The organism is Pseudomonas sp. PDM09 (genome assembly GCF_014852305.1).
Lineage (GTDB): Bacteria > Pseudomonadota > Gammaproteobacteria > Pseudomonadales > Pseudomonadaceae > Aquipseudomonas.
This window is the reverse complement of record NZ_JACVBI010000014.1, coordinates 138,877-155,405: the sequence shown is the minus strand read 5'-3', so window position 1 is coordinate 155,405 and position 16,529 is coordinate 138,877. Positions and strand designations below refer to the sequence as shown.

17 protein-coding genes are annotated in these 16,529 nt (G+C 62.4%); all 17 read left to right on the top strand.

The genetic code is table 11. The annotated features are described in order from the left end of the window. Positions 1 to 5 precede the first annotated feature (5 nt). The 17 genes from IB250_RS27690 to IB250_RS27610 all read left to right on the top strand — a co-directional run bounded on the left by IB250_RS27690 (position 6) and on the right by IB250_RS27610 (position 16,506). Positions 6 to 260 carry an acyl carrier protein gene (locus tag IB250_RS27690; protein ID WP_007903178.1) on the top strand — a complete coding sequence of 85 codons (255 nt, stop codon included), beginning with the start codon at positions 6 to 8 and terminating at the stop codon, positions 258 to 260. Beyond that, positions 257 to 802, top strand: a complete 546-nt coding sequence (locus IB250_RS27685) for a hypothetical protein (RefSeq protein WP_007903177.1) — start codon at positions 257 to 259, stop codon at positions 800 to 802. Before IB250_RS27690 ends, IB250_RS27685 begins: the two co-directional genes overlap by 4 nt. After that, positions 799 to 2,478, top strand: a complete 1,680-nt coding sequence (locus tag IB250_RS27680; protein ID WP_192346797.1) for an acyl-CoA synthetase family protein — start codon at positions 799 to 801, stop codon at positions 2,476 to 2,478. Before IB250_RS27685 ends, IB250_RS27680 begins: the two co-directional genes overlap by 4 nt. 164 nt (positions 2,479 to 2,642) lie before the next feature. Then, positions 2,643 to 3,377: a glycosyltransferase family 2 protein gene (locus tag IB250_RS27675; RefSeq protein ID WP_192346795.1), complete on the top strand. Its 735-nt coding sequence runs from the start codon at positions 2,643 to 2,645 to the stop codon at positions 3,375 to 3,377. Then, complete coding sequence (locus tag IB250_RS27670; protein ID WP_192346793.1) at positions 3,374 to 4,321, top strand: glycosyl transferase; 948 nt, start codon at positions 3,374 to 3,376, stop codon at positions 4,319 to 4,321. The genes IB250_RS27675 and IB250_RS27670 overlap by 4 nt, the downstream gene beginning before the upstream one ends. Further along, positions 4,302 to 5,846 carry an HAL/PAL/TAL family ammonia-lyase gene (locus tag IB250_RS27665; RefSeq protein WP_192346791.1) on the top strand — a complete coding sequence of 515 codons (1,545 nt, stop codon included), beginning with the start codon at positions 4,302 to 4,304 and terminating at the stop codon, positions 5,844 to 5,846. Before IB250_RS27670 ends, IB250_RS27665 begins: the two co-directional genes overlap by 20 nt. Continuing rightward, positions 5,839 to 6,264, top strand: coding sequence for an acyl-CoA thioesterase (locus tag IB250_RS27660; protein ID WP_007903171.1), 426 nt, complete (start codon positions 5,839 to 5,841; stop codon positions 6,262 to 6,264). Before IB250_RS27665 ends, IB250_RS27660 begins: the two co-directional genes overlap by 8 nt. A 143-nt stretch (positions 6,265 to 6,407) precedes the next feature. Next, positions 6,408 to 6,986, top strand: a complete 579-nt coding sequence (locus tag IB250_RS27655; RefSeq protein WP_192346789.1) for an outer membrane lipoprotein carrier protein LolA — start codon at positions 6,408 to 6,410, stop codon at positions 6,984 to 6,986. Then, positions 6,970 to 9,309 carry an MMPL family transporter gene (locus IB250_RS27650; RefSeq protein ID WP_192346787.1) on the top strand — a complete coding sequence of 780 codons (2,340 nt, stop codon included), beginning with the start codon at positions 6,970 to 6,972 and terminating at the stop codon, positions 9,307 to 9,309. Before IB250_RS27655 ends, IB250_RS27650 begins: the two co-directional genes overlap by 17 nt. After that, entirely contained in the window at positions 9,306 to 10,466 is a 1,161-nt protein-coding gene (locus tag IB250_RS27645; RefSeq protein ID WP_192346785.1) for a sodium:proton antiporter, read from the top strand. Before IB250_RS27650 ends, IB250_RS27645 begins: the two co-directional genes overlap by 4 nt. Continuing rightward, on the top strand, positions 10,453 to 11,700 hold the full coding sequence (locus IB250_RS27640) for an NAD(P)/FAD-dependent oxidoreductase (protein ID WP_192346783.1): 1,248 nt from the start codon (positions 10,453 to 10,455) through the stop codon (positions 11,698 to 11,700). The genes IB250_RS27645 and IB250_RS27640 overlap by 14 nt, the downstream gene beginning before the upstream one ends. Beyond that, positions 11,697 to 12,422, top strand: coding sequence for a class I SAM-dependent methyltransferase (locus tag IB250_RS27635; protein ID WP_192346781.1), 726 nt, complete (start codon positions 11,697 to 11,699; stop codon positions 12,420 to 12,422). The genes IB250_RS27640 and IB250_RS27635 overlap by 4 nt, the downstream gene beginning before the upstream one ends. Next, complete coding sequence (locus tag IB250_RS27630; protein WP_192346779.1) at positions 12,422 to 12,904, top strand: hypothetical protein; 483 nt, start codon at positions 12,422 to 12,424, stop codon at positions 12,902 to 12,904. Before IB250_RS27635 ends, IB250_RS27630 begins: the two co-directional genes overlap by 1 nt. After that, complete coding sequence (locus IB250_RS27625) at positions 12,901 to 14,097, top strand: beta-ketoacyl-[acyl-carrier-protein] synthase family protein (RefSeq protein WP_192346777.1); 1,197 nt, start codon at positions 12,901 to 12,903, stop codon at positions 14,095 to 14,097. Before IB250_RS27630 ends, IB250_RS27625 begins: the two co-directional genes overlap by 4 nt. Next, positions 14,094 to 14,552: a hotdog family protein gene (locus IB250_RS27620; RefSeq protein ID WP_192346775.1), complete on the top strand. Its 459-nt coding sequence runs from the start codon at positions 14,094 to 14,096 to the stop codon at positions 14,550 to 14,552. Before IB250_RS27625 ends, IB250_RS27620 begins: the two co-directional genes overlap by 4 nt. After that, a complete protein-coding gene (gene fabG, locus IB250_RS27615; protein WP_192346773.1) occupies positions 14,552 to 15,280 on the top strand; it encodes a 3-oxoacyl-ACP reductase FabG in 729 nt (242 codons plus the stop codon). Before IB250_RS27620 ends, fabG begins: the two co-directional genes overlap by 1 nt. Beyond that, positions 15,280 to 16,506 carry a beta-ketoacyl-ACP synthase gene (locus IB250_RS27610; protein ID WP_192346771.1) on the top strand — a complete coding sequence of 409 codons (1,227 nt, stop codon included), beginning with the start codon at positions 15,280 to 15,282 and terminating at the stop codon, positions 16,504 to 16,506. The genes fabG and IB250_RS27610 overlap by 1 nt, the downstream gene beginning before the upstream one ends. Positions 16,507 to 16,529 lie beyond the last annotated feature (23 nt).

Sequence of the window (16,529 nt, the reverse complement as noted above, 5' to 3'; positions counted from 1 at the left end):
GGACCATGCAAACTCGTGACGATATTTTCAATACCCTGCGCGATGCTCTGGTCGAACTCTTCGAGCTGGAACCCGAGCGCATCAGTCTGGGGTCCAACCTGTATCAGGATCTGGAAATCGACAGCATCGATGCAGTCGACCTGATCGATCACATCAAACGCCAGACCGGCAAGAAAATCGCTGCCGAAGAATTCAAATCGGTGCGTACCGTCAGCGACGTGGTCGAGGCGGTCTACCGCCTGGTTCAACCCGCCGCATGAGCCGACTGATCGGCCTCGGCCTGCTGCTGGCAGGCCTGTTGTACCCCTTTGCGGTGTATTTCGGCATGGAGCATTTTGCCCCGTGGCAGTTCGGTCTGCTGCTGGGTAGCCTGTGGCTGGCGCGGGCGCTGACTGGCGAGCGGCGGCCTGGCAGCCTGTGGATGGCCGTGGTCGCCATCGCGTTCTGCCTGTTGCTGGCGCTGTTCGACAGCCCGGTGCTGCTGCGCTGGTACCCGGTGCTGATCAGCGCGTTCATGCTGGCGCTGTTCGGCCTGAGCCTGAAATATGGCCCGCCGATGATTGAACGTCTGGCCCGTCTGCGAGAGCCGGAGCTGCCGGCCAGGGCCATTCGCTACACCCGCCAGGTGACGATTGCCTGGAGCGTGTTTTTTCTCTGCAACGGCTTGTGCGCCGCTGCCCTGACCCTTTGGGCGCCGCTGAGTTGGTGGATGTTGTACACCGGCCTGATCTCCTATGGATTGATCGGCCTGATGTTTGCCATTGAATGGCTGATACGACAACGGGTAAGAGGCCGCCCATGAATTGGATAACACTTGAGCAACTGTTGCTCAAGGCTCAGCCGGACCGTGCCGTGACGGTGGAACCGGCGTTGAATCACGCGCAATTGTGCGAACAGGCCCTGAGCCTGGCTGCCGGCCTGCAAGCGCACGGCGTACAGCGCATCGCCGTGCACCTTGAGGACGCTGCCGACCTGGCCATTGCCCTGCTCGGCGCCTGGCGTGCCGGGGTCAGCGTACTGCTGCCCGCCGACCTGCAAGCGCAGACGCGCCAGCGCTGGTCGACCGAGGTCGATCTGTGGCTGACCGATCAGGCTACCGACGCGCACCTGAGCGATTATCGGCATCCACCGCTGCCGGCCAGCCCACTGGATCTGGATCGCTGTCAGCTGAGCCTGTGCACCTCCGGTTCCAGTGGTGAACCCAAGCGTATCGACAAAACCCTGCGCCAATTGGCCAATGAAGTCGAAGCGCTGGAGCACCTGTGGGGCGCAGATCTGGGCGCGGCCTGCATCATCGGCAGCGTTGCCACGCAGCACATCTACGGGTTGCTGTTTCGGGTGCTGTGGCCGTTGTGCGCCGGGCGCTCGTTCGTCCGCAAGCAATTGGCCTTCCCGGAAGACTTGCAGCGCGCCAGCCGCGAACACCCGGCCTTCGCCTGGGTCGCCAGCCCGGCGCTGCTCAAGCGCATGGGCGACAACCTCGACTGGCCAGCGCTGAGCGCGGTGCGCCGAGTGTTTTCCTCCGGTGGCGCGTTGCCCGCCGAAGCGGCGCAAAGCCTGCATGAGCGCCTGCAACAATGGCCGACGGAGATCTTCGGCAGTTCGGAAACCGGCGGCATCGCCTGGCGTCAGGGCCAGTATCTCTGGCAGCCCTTCGCCGATGTTGCGCTGAGCCAGGACAGCGATAGCGCCCTGATTATCGCCTCACCGTACTTGCCGGCCGGCCATATTGAACACACCGCCGATGCCGCGCGCATCGCCGCCGACGGCCGTTTCGAGCTGTTGGGTCGGCTGGACCGAATCGTCAAACTGGAAGAAAAACGTATTTCGCTACCGATGCTTGAACAAGCACTGATGGCTCACGACTGGGTCGCCGAAGCGCGCCTCGGTGTGGTTCAGGAAAACCGCGCTTCATTAGGGGCGCTGCTGGTACTCAGCGAGCGAGGCCTGCGTGCCTTGCGCAATCAGGGTCGACGCAGCCTTACTCAAGCCTTGCGTCAGCATCTGAGTCAACATTGTGAAACGCTGGCCCTGCCACGCCGCTGGCGCTTGTTGCGGCAGCTACCGCTGAACGCGCAAGGCAAACTGCCCCAGGCCGAGGTGGAAGCCTTGCTGCTGGCACCCCGTCCAACAGCGCCGGAAGTGTTGGAGCAGCTCGAAGTCCATGGCGAGTGGAGCCTGCAACTGGCAGTCCCGCCAGACCTGGCGTATTTCAGCGGCCACTTTCCCCGAGCGCCGGTATTGCCCGGTGTGGTGCAGGTGGATTGGGCATTGAGCCTGGGCCAGCAATTGATGGATCTGCCGGCAAAATTTTCCGGTATGGAAGTGCTGAAATTCCAGCAACTGGTACGCCCCGGTGATGAAATCCAGTTGCACCTGCGCTTCGACTCAGCGCGCAGCAAATTGTATTTCGCCTATCGCAATGAAACCGCCACCTGCTCCAGTGGGCGGATTTTGCTGGAGGCTGCCTGTGGATAAGTTGAGTTCCTCTGTAGCAGCTGCCGAAGGCTGCGTTCGAGTGCGAAGCGCTCGCATCTGGGCTACCACATTTATTCTGAAAAACCTCGAATACCGGTTTACGACCGCTTCGCGCTCGAACGCAGCCTTCGGCAGCTGCTACACGAGCGAGGGAATGAGCCAACATGCATAACCCCTGCGCAATCATCCCGGTCTACAACCACGAAACCGCAATCACCGCCGTGGTCGATGCGCTGCTTGCCAGCGGACTGCCCTGCATTCTGGTGGACGATGCCAGCAGTCCTGCCTGCGCCAAGGTGCTTGACCAACTGGCCCGGCGGGACCGGGTTCACCTGATCAGGCTCACCGTCAATCAAGGCAAGGGCGGCGCGGTGATGACCGGCTTGCGCGAAGCGTCGCGCCTGGGCTTCAGCCACGCCTTGCAGGTGGACGCCGACGGCCAGCACGACCTGCAAGACGTTAAAGTCTTCATCGAACATTCACGCGCCCACCCCGACGCCGTGATTTGCGGTTATCCGCAATACGACGCCAGCGTGCCGAAGGGCCGTTTATACGCCCGCTACCTGACCCATGTGATGGTCTGGATCAACACCCTGTCATTGCAGATTCGCGACTCCATGTGCGGCTTCCGTGTCTACCCATTGCCACCGACCCTGGCACTGATCGACTCGGCCAGGATCGGCAAGCGCATGGACTTCGACTCCGACATCCTGGTGCGCCTGGCCTGGCGCAATCAGCCGATGCAGTGGCTGAAAACCAGGGTTCATTACCCTCTGGATGGCGTCTCGCATTTCCGTCTGTTCCACGACAACGTACTGATTTCGAGCATGCACACCCGGCTGTTCTTCGGCATGTTGCTGCGCGCACCGGTAATCCTCTGGCGGCGGTGGCGAGCATGAGCGACAACGCAGACAAACAGCACTGGGCCGACCGCCAGGAGCGCGGCAGCTTCTGGTTGATGAAGTTCACTGCGCTTTGCGCAAAAGTCTTGGGTCGCCGACTGCTGAGCCCGCTGCTGTACGGCATCGTGCTGTACTTTTTCCTGTTCGGACGCAGCGCCCGCCAAAGCGCCTGGCAATACCAGCAGCGGCTTGCCGACTGGAGCGGTCGTAGCGAATTGCGCCCGACCCATTGGCGGGTGTTTGGCCAGTTCATGGCCTTCGCCGATTCCATGCTCGACAAACTCGATGTGTGGAACGGCAAGCTGAGCATCAACCAAATCGAAATCATCGACCCGGCGCTGCTGCGCAATAAACTGCGCGGCACACGCGGGCAAATGCTGGTAGGCGCGCACTTGGGCAATCTCGAAGTCTGCCGGGCGCTGGCCGAAATCGGTGAGAAAGTCACCATGAACGTGCTGGTGCACACCAAGCACGCCGAACAATTCAACCGTCTGCTGGGTGAAGCCGGAGCGACCAATCTGCGGCTGATCCAGGTCAGCGAGCTGGACCCGGTGATCATGCTGCAATTGCATGAACGCCTGGAGCGCGGCGAATGGCTGGCGATTGCCGGCGACCGCGTGCCGTTGCATGGCGGACGCAGCGTGAGCGTGGATTTCCTCGGTCATCAAGCCGCGTTCCCTCAGGGCCCATGGTTGCTGGCCGGTCTGCTGAAATGCCCGATCAACCTGATGCTGTGCCTGAAGAAACCCACTGGCGACTATCGACTGACCCTCGAACCGTTCGCCGACGCCATCGTGTGGAAACGCAGCGACCGCGAACAGGTCATTCATCAGTGGGCCTCCCGCTACGCCGAACGCCTGGGTCACTATTGCCTCGAAGCCCCCCAACAATGGTTCAACTTTTACCCTTTCTGGAAGACCGATGACGACGCCAACGCTTGAGCCGGTAACCTTCGGCGAACTCCCTTTGCGCATCGAAGACGTGCTGGCCCTGGCCAACCGTCAGGTGCCGACGCAGTTGCAGGGCGACCCCGAATTTCGCCAGCGCATCGCCAAGGGCCCGCAATTCCTTGACTCCCTGTTGGACAAGGAAGGCGTGATCTATGGCGTGACCACCGGTTATGGCGACTCCTGTGTGGTGGCGGTGCCGCTGCACCACGTCGAAGCCCTGCCCCGTCATCTGTATACCTTCCACGGTTGCGGCCTGGGCAAACTGCTCGACGCCCAAGCCACCCGCGCGGTGCTGGCGGCGCGTTTGCAATCGCTTTGCCAAGGCGTTTCCGGAGTACGCGTGGAACTGCTGGAGCGCCTGCAAGCCTTCCTCGAATACGACATTCTGCCGCTGATTCCGGAAGAAGGTTCGGTGGGCGCCAGCGGTGACCTGACGCCGTTGTCCTACGTTGCCGCGACCTTGTCCGGCGAGCGCGAAGTGATGTTCCGTGGTGAGCGTCGACAAGCCGCCGATGTGCACAGCGAATTGGGCTGGGAACCGCTGGTATTGCGCCCCAAAGAAGCGCTGGCGCTGATGAACGGTACCGCGGTGATGACTGGCCTCGCCTGCCTGGCTTACGCCCGCGCCGATTACCTGTTGCAACTCGCCACGCGCATTACCGCGCTGAACGTGGTCGCGTTGCAGGGCAACCCGGAGCACTTCGACGAGCGTCTGTTCGCCGCCAAACCCCATCCCGGGCAGATGCAAGTCGCTGCGTGGTTGCGCAAGGATCTGGCGATCGATGCGCCGACCGCGCCACTGCATCGCCTGCAAGACCGCTATTCCCTGCGTTGTGCGCCGCACGTGCTCGGGGTGCTGGCCGACAGCCTGAACTGGCTGCGCTCGTTCATCGAGATCGAACTCAACAGCGCCAACGACAACCCGATCATCGACGCCGAAGCCGAACGCGTGCTGCACGGCGGGCACTTCTACGGCGGCCATATCGCGTTCGCCATGGACAGTCTGAAAACCCTGGTGGCGAACGTCGCCGACTTGCTCGACCGCCAGCTCGCGCTGCTGGTGGACGAGCGTTACAACCATGGTTTGCCAAGCAACCTGTCCGGCGCCAGCGCCGACCGCGCGATGCTTAACCATGGCTTCAAGGCTGTGCAGATCGGTACCAGCGCCTGGACCGCCGAAGCCCTGAAAAACACCATGCCGGCCAGCGTCTTCTCGCGCTCCACCGAGTGCCACAACCAGGACAAGGTCAGCATGGGCACCATCTCTGCCCGCGACGCCATCCGCGTGCTGGAGCTGACCGAACAGGTCGCCGCCGCCACGCTGCTGGCCGCCAACCAAGGCGTCTGGCTACGCGGCCAGGCTGAAGATGCGCGGCCACTGCCACCGGCCCTGGCCGCGATGCACGAAGAGTTGGCCAAGGACTTCCCGCCGGTCATCGAAGACCGTGCGTTGGAAGGCGAATTGCGCCTGTGCCTGCAGCGCATCGCCGAACAACACTGGAGGCTGCATGCGTAGCAAGGGAGTGCTGCACACCGACACGGAAATCCTCGTACCGTTCTTTGATGTCGACACCATGAACGTGGTCTGGCACGGCCATTACGTCAAATACCTGGAGGTCGCCCGCTGTGCGCTGCTGGACAGGATCGGCCACAACTACGACGCCATGGTGGCATCGGGTTACGCGTGGCCGGTGATCGACTTGCAGCTGCGCTATGTGCGCGGCGCGGTGTTCGGCCAGAAGCTGAATGTGCGCGCCAGCCTGGTGGAGTGGGAAAACCGCCTGAAGATCAATTACCTGATCAGCGATCTGGCCACCGGCGAACGCCTGACCCGCGCCTGTTCCGTGCAGGTCGCCGTCGACATGAGCAGCCGCGAAATGCAGCTGGCGTCACCGAAAGTGTTCACCGATGCGGTTGAAAGGATGCTGCCATGAACTTGCGATCCCTTTGTAGCAGCTGGCGAAGCCTGCGTTCGGCTGCGCAGCAGTCGCCCTGCGATTTCCCTGAAGCACCGCATGCGCAGGTTTTACGACGGCTTCGCCGCCGGACGCAGCCTCGCAGGCTCGGCAGCTGCTACATGTTTGTGGTGGCGCTGGGTTTTTCTTCGCTGGCGCAGGCCTTCGATCTGCAACAGCTCAGCGATCAACTGGCCAAACCCGATGTGATCCACGGCAGCTTTGTCCAGGAAAAACACCTGCGCGCCCTGCCCCAGCCGCTGACCAGCAAGGGCAACTTCGTTCTGGCAAAAAACCATGGCCTGCTCTGGCTGCTGAAAACCCCGCTGCAACAGGACTACCGCATCAGCGACAAAGGCATTGCCCGGCGTGATGCCAGCGGCTGGCAAATGCTGCCGAACAAGAGTGCCGGCGCCGAACAGAACCGCTTGTTCCTCGCGGTGCTGCAAGGCGACAGCAGCGGCCTGCAACGGGATTTCGAGCTTTCGCTGAGCGGCGACGCACAGCGCTGGAAGCTGACCCTGACCCCGCGCTCGATGCTGCTCAAGCAGGTGTTCAATCAGATCAACATTGACGGCGGCGAACTGGTGCACAGCATCGAGCTGCTCGAAACCCAGGGTGACCGAACCCTGTTGCGCATGCAGGACAGCACCAGCGCACAACCATTGAGCGATGCGGAGCAACATGACTTTGCCGAGTGAACGGATGCTCCCTCGGCTGTTTCTGATCCTGCTGCTGGCGGTGCTCGCGCTCGCCGGCTGGCAATGGCGTGACGGTGCACCGCTGTCGGCCAATCTGATGGAACTGGTGCCAGGCACCGCGCCGGAAGCGCTGGAACTGCACGCCGAACAGCGCATGCAAGAACCGCTGAACCGGGAAATGCTGGTACTGGTCGGCCATAAAGACCGCCAGCAAGCCATCGCCATGGCGCAAAAACTTGGCGAGCAATGGCAGGCCAGCGGCGTCTTCGAAAAGGTCCAGTGGACCCTGCAAGCCGACTTGCCCGCATTGCGCAGCCAATTGCTGCAAGGCCGACTGGCGATGCTGTCCGCGCCAGATCGGCAGCAACTCATCGAGCACCCTGACGCCTTTATCCAGCAACGGGTACAAGCCCTGTTCGACCCGTTCACCGGCTTCAGCCTGGTGCCGAGCCAGGACGACTGGCTCGGCCTGACCGGGCGCATCCAGAACAGCCAGCCGCAACACGGCTCGGTGCAACTGGACATCGGCAGCGGTACGCTGGTTGCCGATGCCGATGGCAAGAGTTGGGTGATGCTGCGGGCGCGAACCGCCGGCAACGCGTTCGATATGAACCTGCCGCTGCAAGTGGCTGACCTGCTCCAACACAGTCGCGAAGAAGCCGCCCGATCGGATGTGCAACTGCTCGCCGCCAGTGGCTTGCTGTATGCCGCCAGCGGTCAACGGCAAGCCGCGCGCGAAATGACCTGGGTCGGCGGCGGCGCCACTGTCGGGATTCTGTTGCTGCTGTTGCTGGCCTTCCGGCGCTGGCGGGTGTTGTTGGCGTTCGTCCCGGTGCTGGTGGGCATGTTGTTCGGTGCTGTGGCCTGCGTGGCGCTGTTCGGCCACATGCATGTGATGACGCTGGTGCTGGGCTCAAGTCTGATCGGCGTGGCGGTGGATTACCCACTGCATTACCTCTCGAAAAGCTGGAGCCTGAAACCCTGGCACAGCTGGCCGGCGTTACGCCTGACCCTGCCGGGGCTGACCCTGAGCCTGATCACCAGTTGCATCGGCTACCTGGCCCTGGCCTGGACACCGTTCCCGGCCCTGACCCAAATTGCCGTGTTCTCCGCCGCCGGCCTGCTTGGCGCCTACCTGTCGGCAGTGTGCCTGCTGCCGGCGCTGCTCAAGGGCGTGGATCTGCGGCCGGCGCAATGGCCGATGCGCGTCGCCGAGAAGTTGCTGGAGCTGCGAGAATCGCTGCTGAAATACTTGCGCACGCCGGTCCTGCTGGCATTGCTGATCGCCTTCTGTGTCGGCGGCCTGTTGCAGTTGCAGAGCAAAAATGACATTCGCCAATGGGTCGGCACACCGCAGCAACTGACTGACGAAGCCCAGACCATCGCACGCATCACCGGCTATCAACCTACCAGCCAGTTTTTCCTGGTGCGCGCGGCCAATCAGCAGGCGTTGCTCGAACGCCTGACGGCACTGAGCGAGCGTCTGGATCAACTGGTCAATCTGGAAAAACTTCAGGGCTATCTATCGCTCAATCAACTGGTCAGCCAGCCAAGCGAACAGCGCAAAGTGCGTGAAGCACTGAACAAGCTGCCGCAGTTCTGGCAACCGTTGCTCGACCTCGGCGTGCCGGCCGCCGCGTTGCAGGCTGAGTTGGCAACGTTGCAGGCGCTGCCCACCGAAGACATCGACACAGCGCTGGCCGGCCCATTGGCCGAGCCCTACCGCACCCTGTGGCTGGGGCCGACCGATGACGGCGTGGCGGCGATGGTCAGCCTGCAAGGCTTGAACAATCCCACGCTGTTGCGGGTCCAGGCGCTGGACTTGCCGGGTGTGGAACTGGTGGATCGCCTCGGCGAACTGAACCAGGTTTTCGCCGCCACTCAAATCAGCGCCGCTGAATTGAAACTCGCCTCCTGCGTGTTGATCGTGCTGGTGCTGATCCTGCCATTCGGTTTCGGTGGCGCGCTGCGAATCGTCTCCCTGCCGCTGCTGGCGGCCCTGTGCAGCCTGGCAAGCCTCGGTTGGCTCGGTCAGCCACTGACATTGTTCAGCCTGTTTGGCCTGTTGCTGGTGACGGCGATCAGCGTCGATTACGCGATCCTCATGCGCGAACAGATCGGCGGCGCCGCGGCGAGTCTGCTGGGCACCTTGCTGGCAGCGGTGACCACTTGGCTGTCGTTCGGCCTGCTGGCGGTGTCCAGCACGCCAGCGGTGAGCAACTTCGGCCTGTCGGTGAGCCTCGGCCTGGCATTCAGCTTCATCCTGGCACCGTGGGCCGGACGCCAAGCCCATGTCGCCCCAGCTACGGAGCCGGCAGCATGATGGTCGCGGTGTTTTGGATGATGGCCCTGGTGTTGTTCGCCGTGGCCACCCGTATCGGTCGTCATTTCGGTCTGATTCCGATCGTCAGCCAGTTGCTGCTGGCGACCTTCGGCCTGCCGTTGCTGATGTACTTCTGGATCGAACCGGGCTGGCAACTGAGCGGTGCCGACCTGATCTCGCCGGGCTGGCTGAAGAACCTCTACAGCCTGAGCTTTGCCTTGCTGCTGGGGCACATTCTCAGCGACGTGATCGACCTGCGCCTGGAACGCCAGAGCCTGAAAATCGCCCTGCCGAGTTTCTGTATTCCGTTCGCCTGCGGGCTGGCGACAGCGTTCTGGCTGTTGCCACCGCAGCCGTGGATCAGCTCGCTGGCGGTCGGTCTGCTGTTCGCCATCACCGCAATTCCGGTGTTGTATCTGTACCTGCGACACATCAACTACCCGCCCGCCGCCACCCGGCGTCTGGTGCAAACCGCGATCCTGATCGACCTGACCTGCTGGACCCTGTTCGCGTTCGCCCAGGGCAGCCTGCACCTGAGCAGCCTCTTGCTGCCGCTGGCCGGCGCCTGTCTGCCGTTGTTGCTGCGCCTGCTCGGACTGCGCCAACCGTTGCTGCACAGCGGCTGCTTCTTCGCGCTGCTGGTGGTCGCCGAACACTTCAAACTCAATGCGCTGATTTTCGGTATCGGCTATCTGCTGTGCATGGCCGCGCTCAAGGTGCCATTGGTGCTGCCATTGTCGGCGGCGTGGATGAGCCGTTTGCAGACCTGGATCGCCATCCCGCTGATCCTCACGTTCGGCATCGTGCAGATCAACGTGCACAGCGCCATCGACAGTCTCGGCGGGATGCAACTGACCGCGCTCCTGCTGTTGCCAATCGCCAGCAAACTGTTGGGCAACTGGCTGGGCCTCGGCTGGGCTGGCGCCTCGTTTGAAGGTGCCAGCCGCTGGCGGGAAAGCCTTTTACTGAATATTCGCGGCTTGAGCGAGATCGTCTTTCTCAACCTGCTGCTGCAACAACAGCTCATCAGCCCGGCGCTGTATTTCGCGCTGATGTTGATGGGCCTGATCGCAACCCTGCTGCCGGCATTGGCCGGCATGCACCGAATCCCTTTGAACATCGCCGCCCCGGCAAGGAGCACCCGTGCCAACAGTTGAAATGGAACGTCGTCAGGTACTGGTCATCGGCGCCGGCCCCTCGGGCGCCATCGCCGCCGCGCTGCTCAAGCGTAAAGGCCATGATGTGCTGATGATCGAGCGCCAGCATTTCCCACGGTTTTCCATCGGCGAAAGCCTGCTGTCCCATTGCCTGGATTTCGTCGAAGAAGCCGGCATGCTCGAGGCGGTAAATGCGGCTGGTTTCCAGCGCAAAAACGGCGCAGCGTTCGCTTGGGGCGATCAGTACAGCACCTTCGATTTCGGCGACACGTTCACCAATGGCAAGCCGACGACGTTCCAGGTCCAGCGCGCCGACTTCGACAAGCTGCTGGCCGATCAGGCTGAGCTGCAAGGTGTCGATGTCCGTTACGGCGAAGCCATCGTCAGCGCCGATTTCAGCCTGGCGAAACCGCAGCTCGACGTACTTCGCGAAGACGGCAGCCAATACCGCGTCGAAGCCGACTTCGTGCTCGATGCCAGCGGCTACGGTCGCGTGCTGCCACGCTTGCTCGACCTTGAAGCACCGTCGAACTTCCCGGTGCGCCAGGCCGTGTTCACCCACGTCGAAGATTGCATCGATAGCCCGGCTTTCGACCGGGAGAAAATCCTCATCACCACCCATCCGACCCAGCGTGATATCTGGTTCTGGACCATCCCGTTCAGCAACGGCCGTTGCTCGGTGGGCGTAGTGGCGGCCGCCGAACATTTCGCAGGCCGCACCGAGAATCTGGACGACTGCCTGCGCGGCTTCATTGCTGAAACGCCGAGCCTGGCCGGTGTGCTGAACAATGCCGTCTGGGACACGCCCGCGCGGACCATCGGCGGTTATTCGGCCAACGTCAAAACCCTGCACGGCCCTGGTTTCGCCCTGTTGGGCAACGCGGCGGAATTTCTCGACCCGGTGTTTTCCTCCGGTGTGACCATCGCCATGCGGTCGGCGAGCATGGCCGCCGGGGTGCTGCACCGCCAACTGCAAGGTGAAAGCGTCGACTGGCAGACCGAATTCGCCGAACCGCTCAAGCGCGGCGTCGACACCTTCCGTTGCTACGTCGAGGGCTGGTACGCCGGGACCTTTCAGGATGTGATTTTCTATCAGGGCGGCGCAGCGGAAATCCGCCGCATGATCAGCTCGATCCTCGCGGGTTACGCCTGGGATGAACGCAACCCGTTCGTCAGCGAACCCAAACGTCGGCTGCGGATGATCTCGGACCTGTGCGCACAGGACCCGACATGAGTTACTTGAGCGACAACTACGTCGAAGAAACCCGTTTCGGTTTCTGGTTTCTGCGCAGTCACACCTGGCAGCACCATGTATTGCGAGTGGCGATCCATGATTTGCGCGACCTGTTCAGCGCGCCATTGCCCGCCAACCCGGTATTGCTGGATGCCGGTTGCGGCCAGGGCAAGTCGTTCCAGTACCTGCGCCAGACCTTCGCGCCTCAACGCCTGATCGGGCTGGATGCCGATCCTCACAGCCTGAACCTGAGCGGTGAAGAAGCGACTCGTCAGGGTATGGATGTAGAACTGATCGGCAGTGACTGCGCGAGCATCAACGTGCCGGACGCCAGCGTCGATCTGCTGTTCTGTCACCAGACCTTCCATCACCTTGTCGAGCAGGACCGGGCCCTGGCCGAGTTCTATCGGGTGCTAAAACCGGGCGGCTATTTGTTGTTCGCCGAGTCCACCGAGGCTTACATTGATACATGGGTGATTCGCTGGCTGTTCCGCCACCCGATGCACGTGCAGAAGAGCGCCGCCGGTTACCTGGACATGATTCGTCGGCAGGGTTTTGAATTCGGCCCGCAGAACGTGTCTTACCCTTACTTATGGTGGAGTCGAGCCAAGGATTTCGGCCTGCTCGAACGCTTCGGCTTGCGCCAGCCAAAACCCTTTGGCCAACGGGAAGAAACCCTGGTCAATGTAGTCGCGCGCAAGCCTCTTGAAGGGTGTGCCTGATGATCCGTTTTCTGCTGCTCTGCTGTGTCCTGTTGCTGAGCGCTTGCGCCAGCCGGGCACCGCTGCCCGAGCGAACCCCGAATCTGGCGTTGCCGCTGCAACTGCACATCGAACGGCAGATGGCCGAACAGCGTCAGGACTGGCTGCTGGTGATCCAGCGTGAAGGCCCAGGCATTCGCTGGTCGATGATGGACCCTTTGGGGATTCCCGTGGCACGGCAGAAACTGATCGATGGCCAATGGGAGGCCGACGGTCTGCTGCCGCCCAATCCGGAAGCCCGGGAGCTGTTCGCTGCCTTGTTGTTTGCGTTGACCCCTGCGGGCGAGTTGCATCGCAACTATCCCGCCGCCCGGCAGGATGGCGGGCAACGATCCTTGTCACCACGCTGGAACATCCGCTATTCACAACCACTGAGCTTTGAATTGAACGTATCCCAAGGCCCGCACTATCGCGTCACTCCGTTAGGCGAGCACACGCCATGACGGCTTATCTGAATGCCCTCGGGGTAATCTGCGCCCTGGGTCGCAACAAGCAGGAAGTCGCCCGCAACCTGTTTGCCGGCGATTGCTCGGGCATGCGCAGCGAGGCCGGCTGGGTGGCGGAACGCTCGCTGCCGGTCGCGGCGGTGCGCGGCGAGCTGGTGCCGATTCCGCCTGAGCTGGCCCATCAAAGCAGTCGCAACAATCAATTGCTGCTGGAGGCTGCGCTGCAAATTCGCGAAGACATCGAGCAGGCGATCCAGACCTACGGCCGCGACCGTATCGGCGTCATCCTGGGCACCAGCACCTCGGGCATTCACGAGGCCAGCAGCGGTCTGGCCCATTACATCCGCGAGCATCAGTTCCCCGCCGACTATGACTATCAGCAACAGGAACTCGGCGCACCGGCGACGTTTCTCGCCGACTGGCTGCAACTGAGCGGCCCGGCCTATGTGATTTCCACCGCCTGCACCTCCAGCGCCCGCGCGCTGATGAGCGCCCAACGACTGCTCGACCTGGGCATGTGCGACGCCGTGTTGTGCGGCGGTGTCGACAGTTTGTGCAAGCTGACCCTCAACGGTTTCTCGGCCCTGGAAGCGGTGTCCGAGCAGCGCTGCAATCCATTTTCAGCCAACCGCAACGGCATCAATATCGGCGAAGCGGCGGTGCTGTTTCTGATGAGCAAAAACGCCGGCAACCACCAACCGATTGCCCTGCTCGGCAGTGGCGCCAGCTCCGATGCACACCATATTTCCGCGCCGGAGCCGACCGGCCGTGGCGCCCTGCAAGCGATGCGCAAAGCCTTGAGCCGCGCAGGCCTGCAACCGCAGCAGATCGGCTATCTGAACCTGCACGGCACCGCCACCCAACACAACGACGCCATGGAAAGCCTGGCCGTGACGACACTATTCCCGCAAGGCGTGCCCTGCTCGTCGACCAAACCGATGACCGGCCATACCCTCGGCGCTGCCGGTGCCCTGGAAGCGGCGTTCTGCTGGTTGAGCCTGAGCGTAGACAACCGCAAGCACGCCCTGCCGCCCCACGTCTGGGACGGCCAGCCCGACCCCGAATTGCCGGCCCTGCACTGGGTGACCCCGACTGACCACCTGACGTCCATTGCACCTCGCTACCTGATGAGCAATTCCTTTGCCTTCGGTGGCAATAACGTCAGCCTGATTATCGGAGACGCCCCATGATTGCCTGGCCGCTCGCCGAACTGCTGCCGCATGCCGGCGACATGATCCTCATCGAGCAGATCCTGTCGTTCGATGACGAACAGATTCACACCCGACTCACCGTCAAACCCGGCGGCCTGTTCAATCGCCCCGACGGCAGCCTGCCGGCCTGGGTCGGCATCGAGCTGATGGCCCAGAGCGTCGCCGCGTACGCCGGCTGCCATGCGCGCCAGAAAGGTAATGCCGTGGAGCTGGGTTTCCTGCTCGGCACCCGTAAATTCGAATGCAACGTAGAACACTTCCCCGCTGGCACCGAGTTGACCATCCATGGAATACGCTCGCTGGAAGACGACAATGGCATGGGTGTGTTCGAATGCCACCTCACTGCCCCCGGCATCCACGCCACTGCCCGGCTGAACGTGTTTCGCCCGCCTCAGGCCGCGCACTATCTTCATGAACCCCAAGGAGTCGAGTGATGACTGAATCCGTACTGGTCACCGGCTCCAGCCGTGGTATTGGCCGCGCTATCGCGTTGCGTCTGGCCCGGGCCGGGCACGACATCGTGCTGCACTGCCGCAGCGGCCTTGCGGACGCCGAAGCCGTCAAGGCCGAAGTCGAGGCTCTGGGCCGCAACGCGCGCATCCTGCAATTTGACGTGTCCGACCGTGCCCGTTGCAAAGCTATTCTCGAAGCCGATGTCGAAACCCACGGCGCCTATTATGGCGTGGTACTCAACGCCGGCCTGACCCGCGACGGTGCTTTCCCGGCCCTGAGCGAGGAGGATTGGGATCTGGTGATGCGCACCAACCTCGACGGTTTCTACAACGTGCTGCACCCAGTAATGATGCCGATGATCCGTCGTCGCGCCGCCGGGCGGATTGTCTGCATCACCTCGGTGTCCGGGTTGATCGGCAATCGCGGGCAGGTCAATTACAGTGCGTCCAAGGCCGGTCTGATCGGCGCAGCCAAGGCGCTGGCGATCGAACTGGGCAAACGCAAAATCACCGTCAACTGTGTCGCACCCGGCCTGATCGACACGGCGATGCTCGATGAAAACGTGCCGGTGGAAGAACTGATGAAAATGATCCCCGCACAACGCATGGGCACCCCGGAAGAGGTGGCTGGTGCAGTTAATTTCCTGATGTCGGCGGAAGCGTCGTACATCACCCGGCAGGTTCTGGCCGTCAATGGAGGCCTGTGCTGATGAAGCGCGTCGTCGTCACCGGCATGGCCGGCATCACCTCACTGGGCAGCGACTGGGACACCATCGCCGGCAACTTCGCCGCCAACCGCAGCGGCATCCGCCGCATGGACGAGTGGGATCGTTTTACCGAACTCAGCACGCGCCTGGCCGGGCCGATCGATGACTTCAAAGTGCCGGGCCACTGGACCCGCAAACAACTGCGCAGCATGGGCCGCGTCTCGCGGCTCGCTGTTGGTGCTGCCGAGCAAGCGTTGGCGGACGCCGGGCTGCTGGGTGACGAGTCGATCAAGGATGGGCGCATGGGCGTTTCCTGCGGCTCGTCCACCGGTAGCACCGACGAGATCAAGGCGTTCGGCAACATGCTGCTCAACTCGGTGGCCGAAGGCTTGAACGCCAACTCCTACGTACGGATGATGCCGCACACCACAGCGGCCAATGTCAGCATCTTCTTCGGCCTCACCGGCCGACTGATCCCGACCTCCAGCGCCTGCACCAGCGGCAGCCAGGGCATCGGTTATGCCTACGAATCAATCAAGTTCGGCCGCCTGCCGCTGATGCTCGCCGGCGGCGCCGAAGAGCTGTGCCCGACCGAAGCCATGGTGTTCGATGCGCTCTACGCCACCAGCCTGAAAAACGACGCCCCGCAAACCAGCCCTCGCCCCTACGACACCGACCGCGATGGCCTGGTGATCGGTGAAGGCGGCGGCATGCTGGTGCTCGAAGAGCTCGAACACGCCCTGGCACGCGGTGCCCGCATCCACGCTGAGATCGTCGGTTTCGGCAGCAACGCCGACGGTCAGCACGCCACCCGTCCGGAGCAGCTCACCATGCGTCGAGCCATGGAGCTGGCGCTGGAAGACGCCGGGCTGCAGCCTTCCGACATCGGCTACGTGAACGGTCACGGCACCGCTACAGAACAGGGCGACATTGCCGAAACACTGGCCACCAGCGCGTTGTTCGGCGAACACATGCCGATCAGTTCACAGAAGAGTTTCCTCGGTCACACCTTGGGAGCCTGCGGCGCGCTGGAATCCTGGTTCAGCATCGAAATGATGAACCGCGATGTGTATGTGCACACCTTCAACCTCGATGAGGTCGATCCGCAGTGCGGCAAGCTCGACTACCTGCGCGGTGAATTCCGGCAGATGAGCAATGAGTACGTGATGAACAACAATTTCGCTTTTGGTGGGGTCAACACCTCGTTGATTTTCCGCCGCTGGTCGTAATCGAATAACTCAGGGTCAAGGAG

Coding starts and splice junctions, on each gene's coding strand:
- IB250_RS27680 (WP_192346797.1), top strand. CDS start 799: ATGAATTGGATAACACTTGAGCAACTGTTGCTCAAGGCTCAGCCGGAC.
- IB250_RS27690 (WP_007903178.1), top strand. CDS start 6: ATGCAAACTCGTGACGATATTTTCAATACCCTGCGCGATGCTCTGGTC.
- IB250_RS27665 (WP_192346791.1), top strand. CDS start 4,302: ATGACGACGCCAACGCTTGAGCCGGTAACCTTCGGCGAACTCCCTTTG.
- fabG (WP_192346773.1), top strand. CDS start 14,552: ATGACTGAATCCGTACTGGTCACCGGCTCCAGCCGTGGTATTGGCCGC.
- IB250_RS27645 (WP_192346785.1), top strand. CDS start 9,306: ATGATGGTCGCGGTGTTTTGGATGATGGCCCTGGTGTTGTTCGCCGTG.
- IB250_RS27670 (WP_192346793.1), top strand. CDS start 3,374: ATGAGCGACAACGCAGACAAACAGCACTGGGCCGACCGCCAGGAGCGC.
- IB250_RS27610 (WP_192346771.1), top strand. CDS start 15,280: ATGAAGCGCGTCGTCGTCACCGGCATGGCCGGCATCACCTCACTGGGC.
- IB250_RS27655 (WP_192346789.1), top strand. CDS start 6,408: ATGTTTGTGGTGGCGCTGGGTTTTTCTTCGCTGGCGCAGGCCTTCGAT.
- IB250_RS27635 (WP_192346781.1), top strand. CDS start 11,697: ATGAGTTACTTGAGCGACAACTACGTCGAAGAAACCCGTTTCGGTTTC.
- IB250_RS27660 (WP_007903171.1), top strand. CDS start 5,839: ATGCGTAGCAAGGGAGTGCTGCACACCGACACGGAAATCCTCGTACCG.
- IB250_RS27630 (WP_192346779.1), top strand. CDS start 12,422: ATGATCCGTTTTCTGCTGCTCTGCTGTGTCCTGTTGCTGAGCGCTTGC.
- IB250_RS27650 (WP_192346787.1), top strand. CDS start 6,970: ATGACTTTGCCGAGTGAACGGATGCTCCCTCGGCTGTTTCTGATCCTG.
- IB250_RS27685 (WP_007903177.1), top strand. CDS start 257: ATGAGCCGACTGATCGGCCTCGGCCTGCTGCTGGCAGGCCTGTTGTAC.
- IB250_RS27675 (WP_192346795.1), top strand. CDS start 2,643: ATGCATAACCCCTGCGCAATCATCCCGGTCTACAACCACGAAACCGCA.
- IB250_RS27620 (WP_192346775.1), top strand. CDS start 14,094: ATGATTGCCTGGCCGCTCGCCGAACTGCTGCCGCATGCCGGCGACATG.
- IB250_RS27625 (WP_192346777.1), top strand. CDS start 12,901: ATGACGGCTTATCTGAATGCCCTCGGGGTAATCTGCGCCCTGGGTCGC.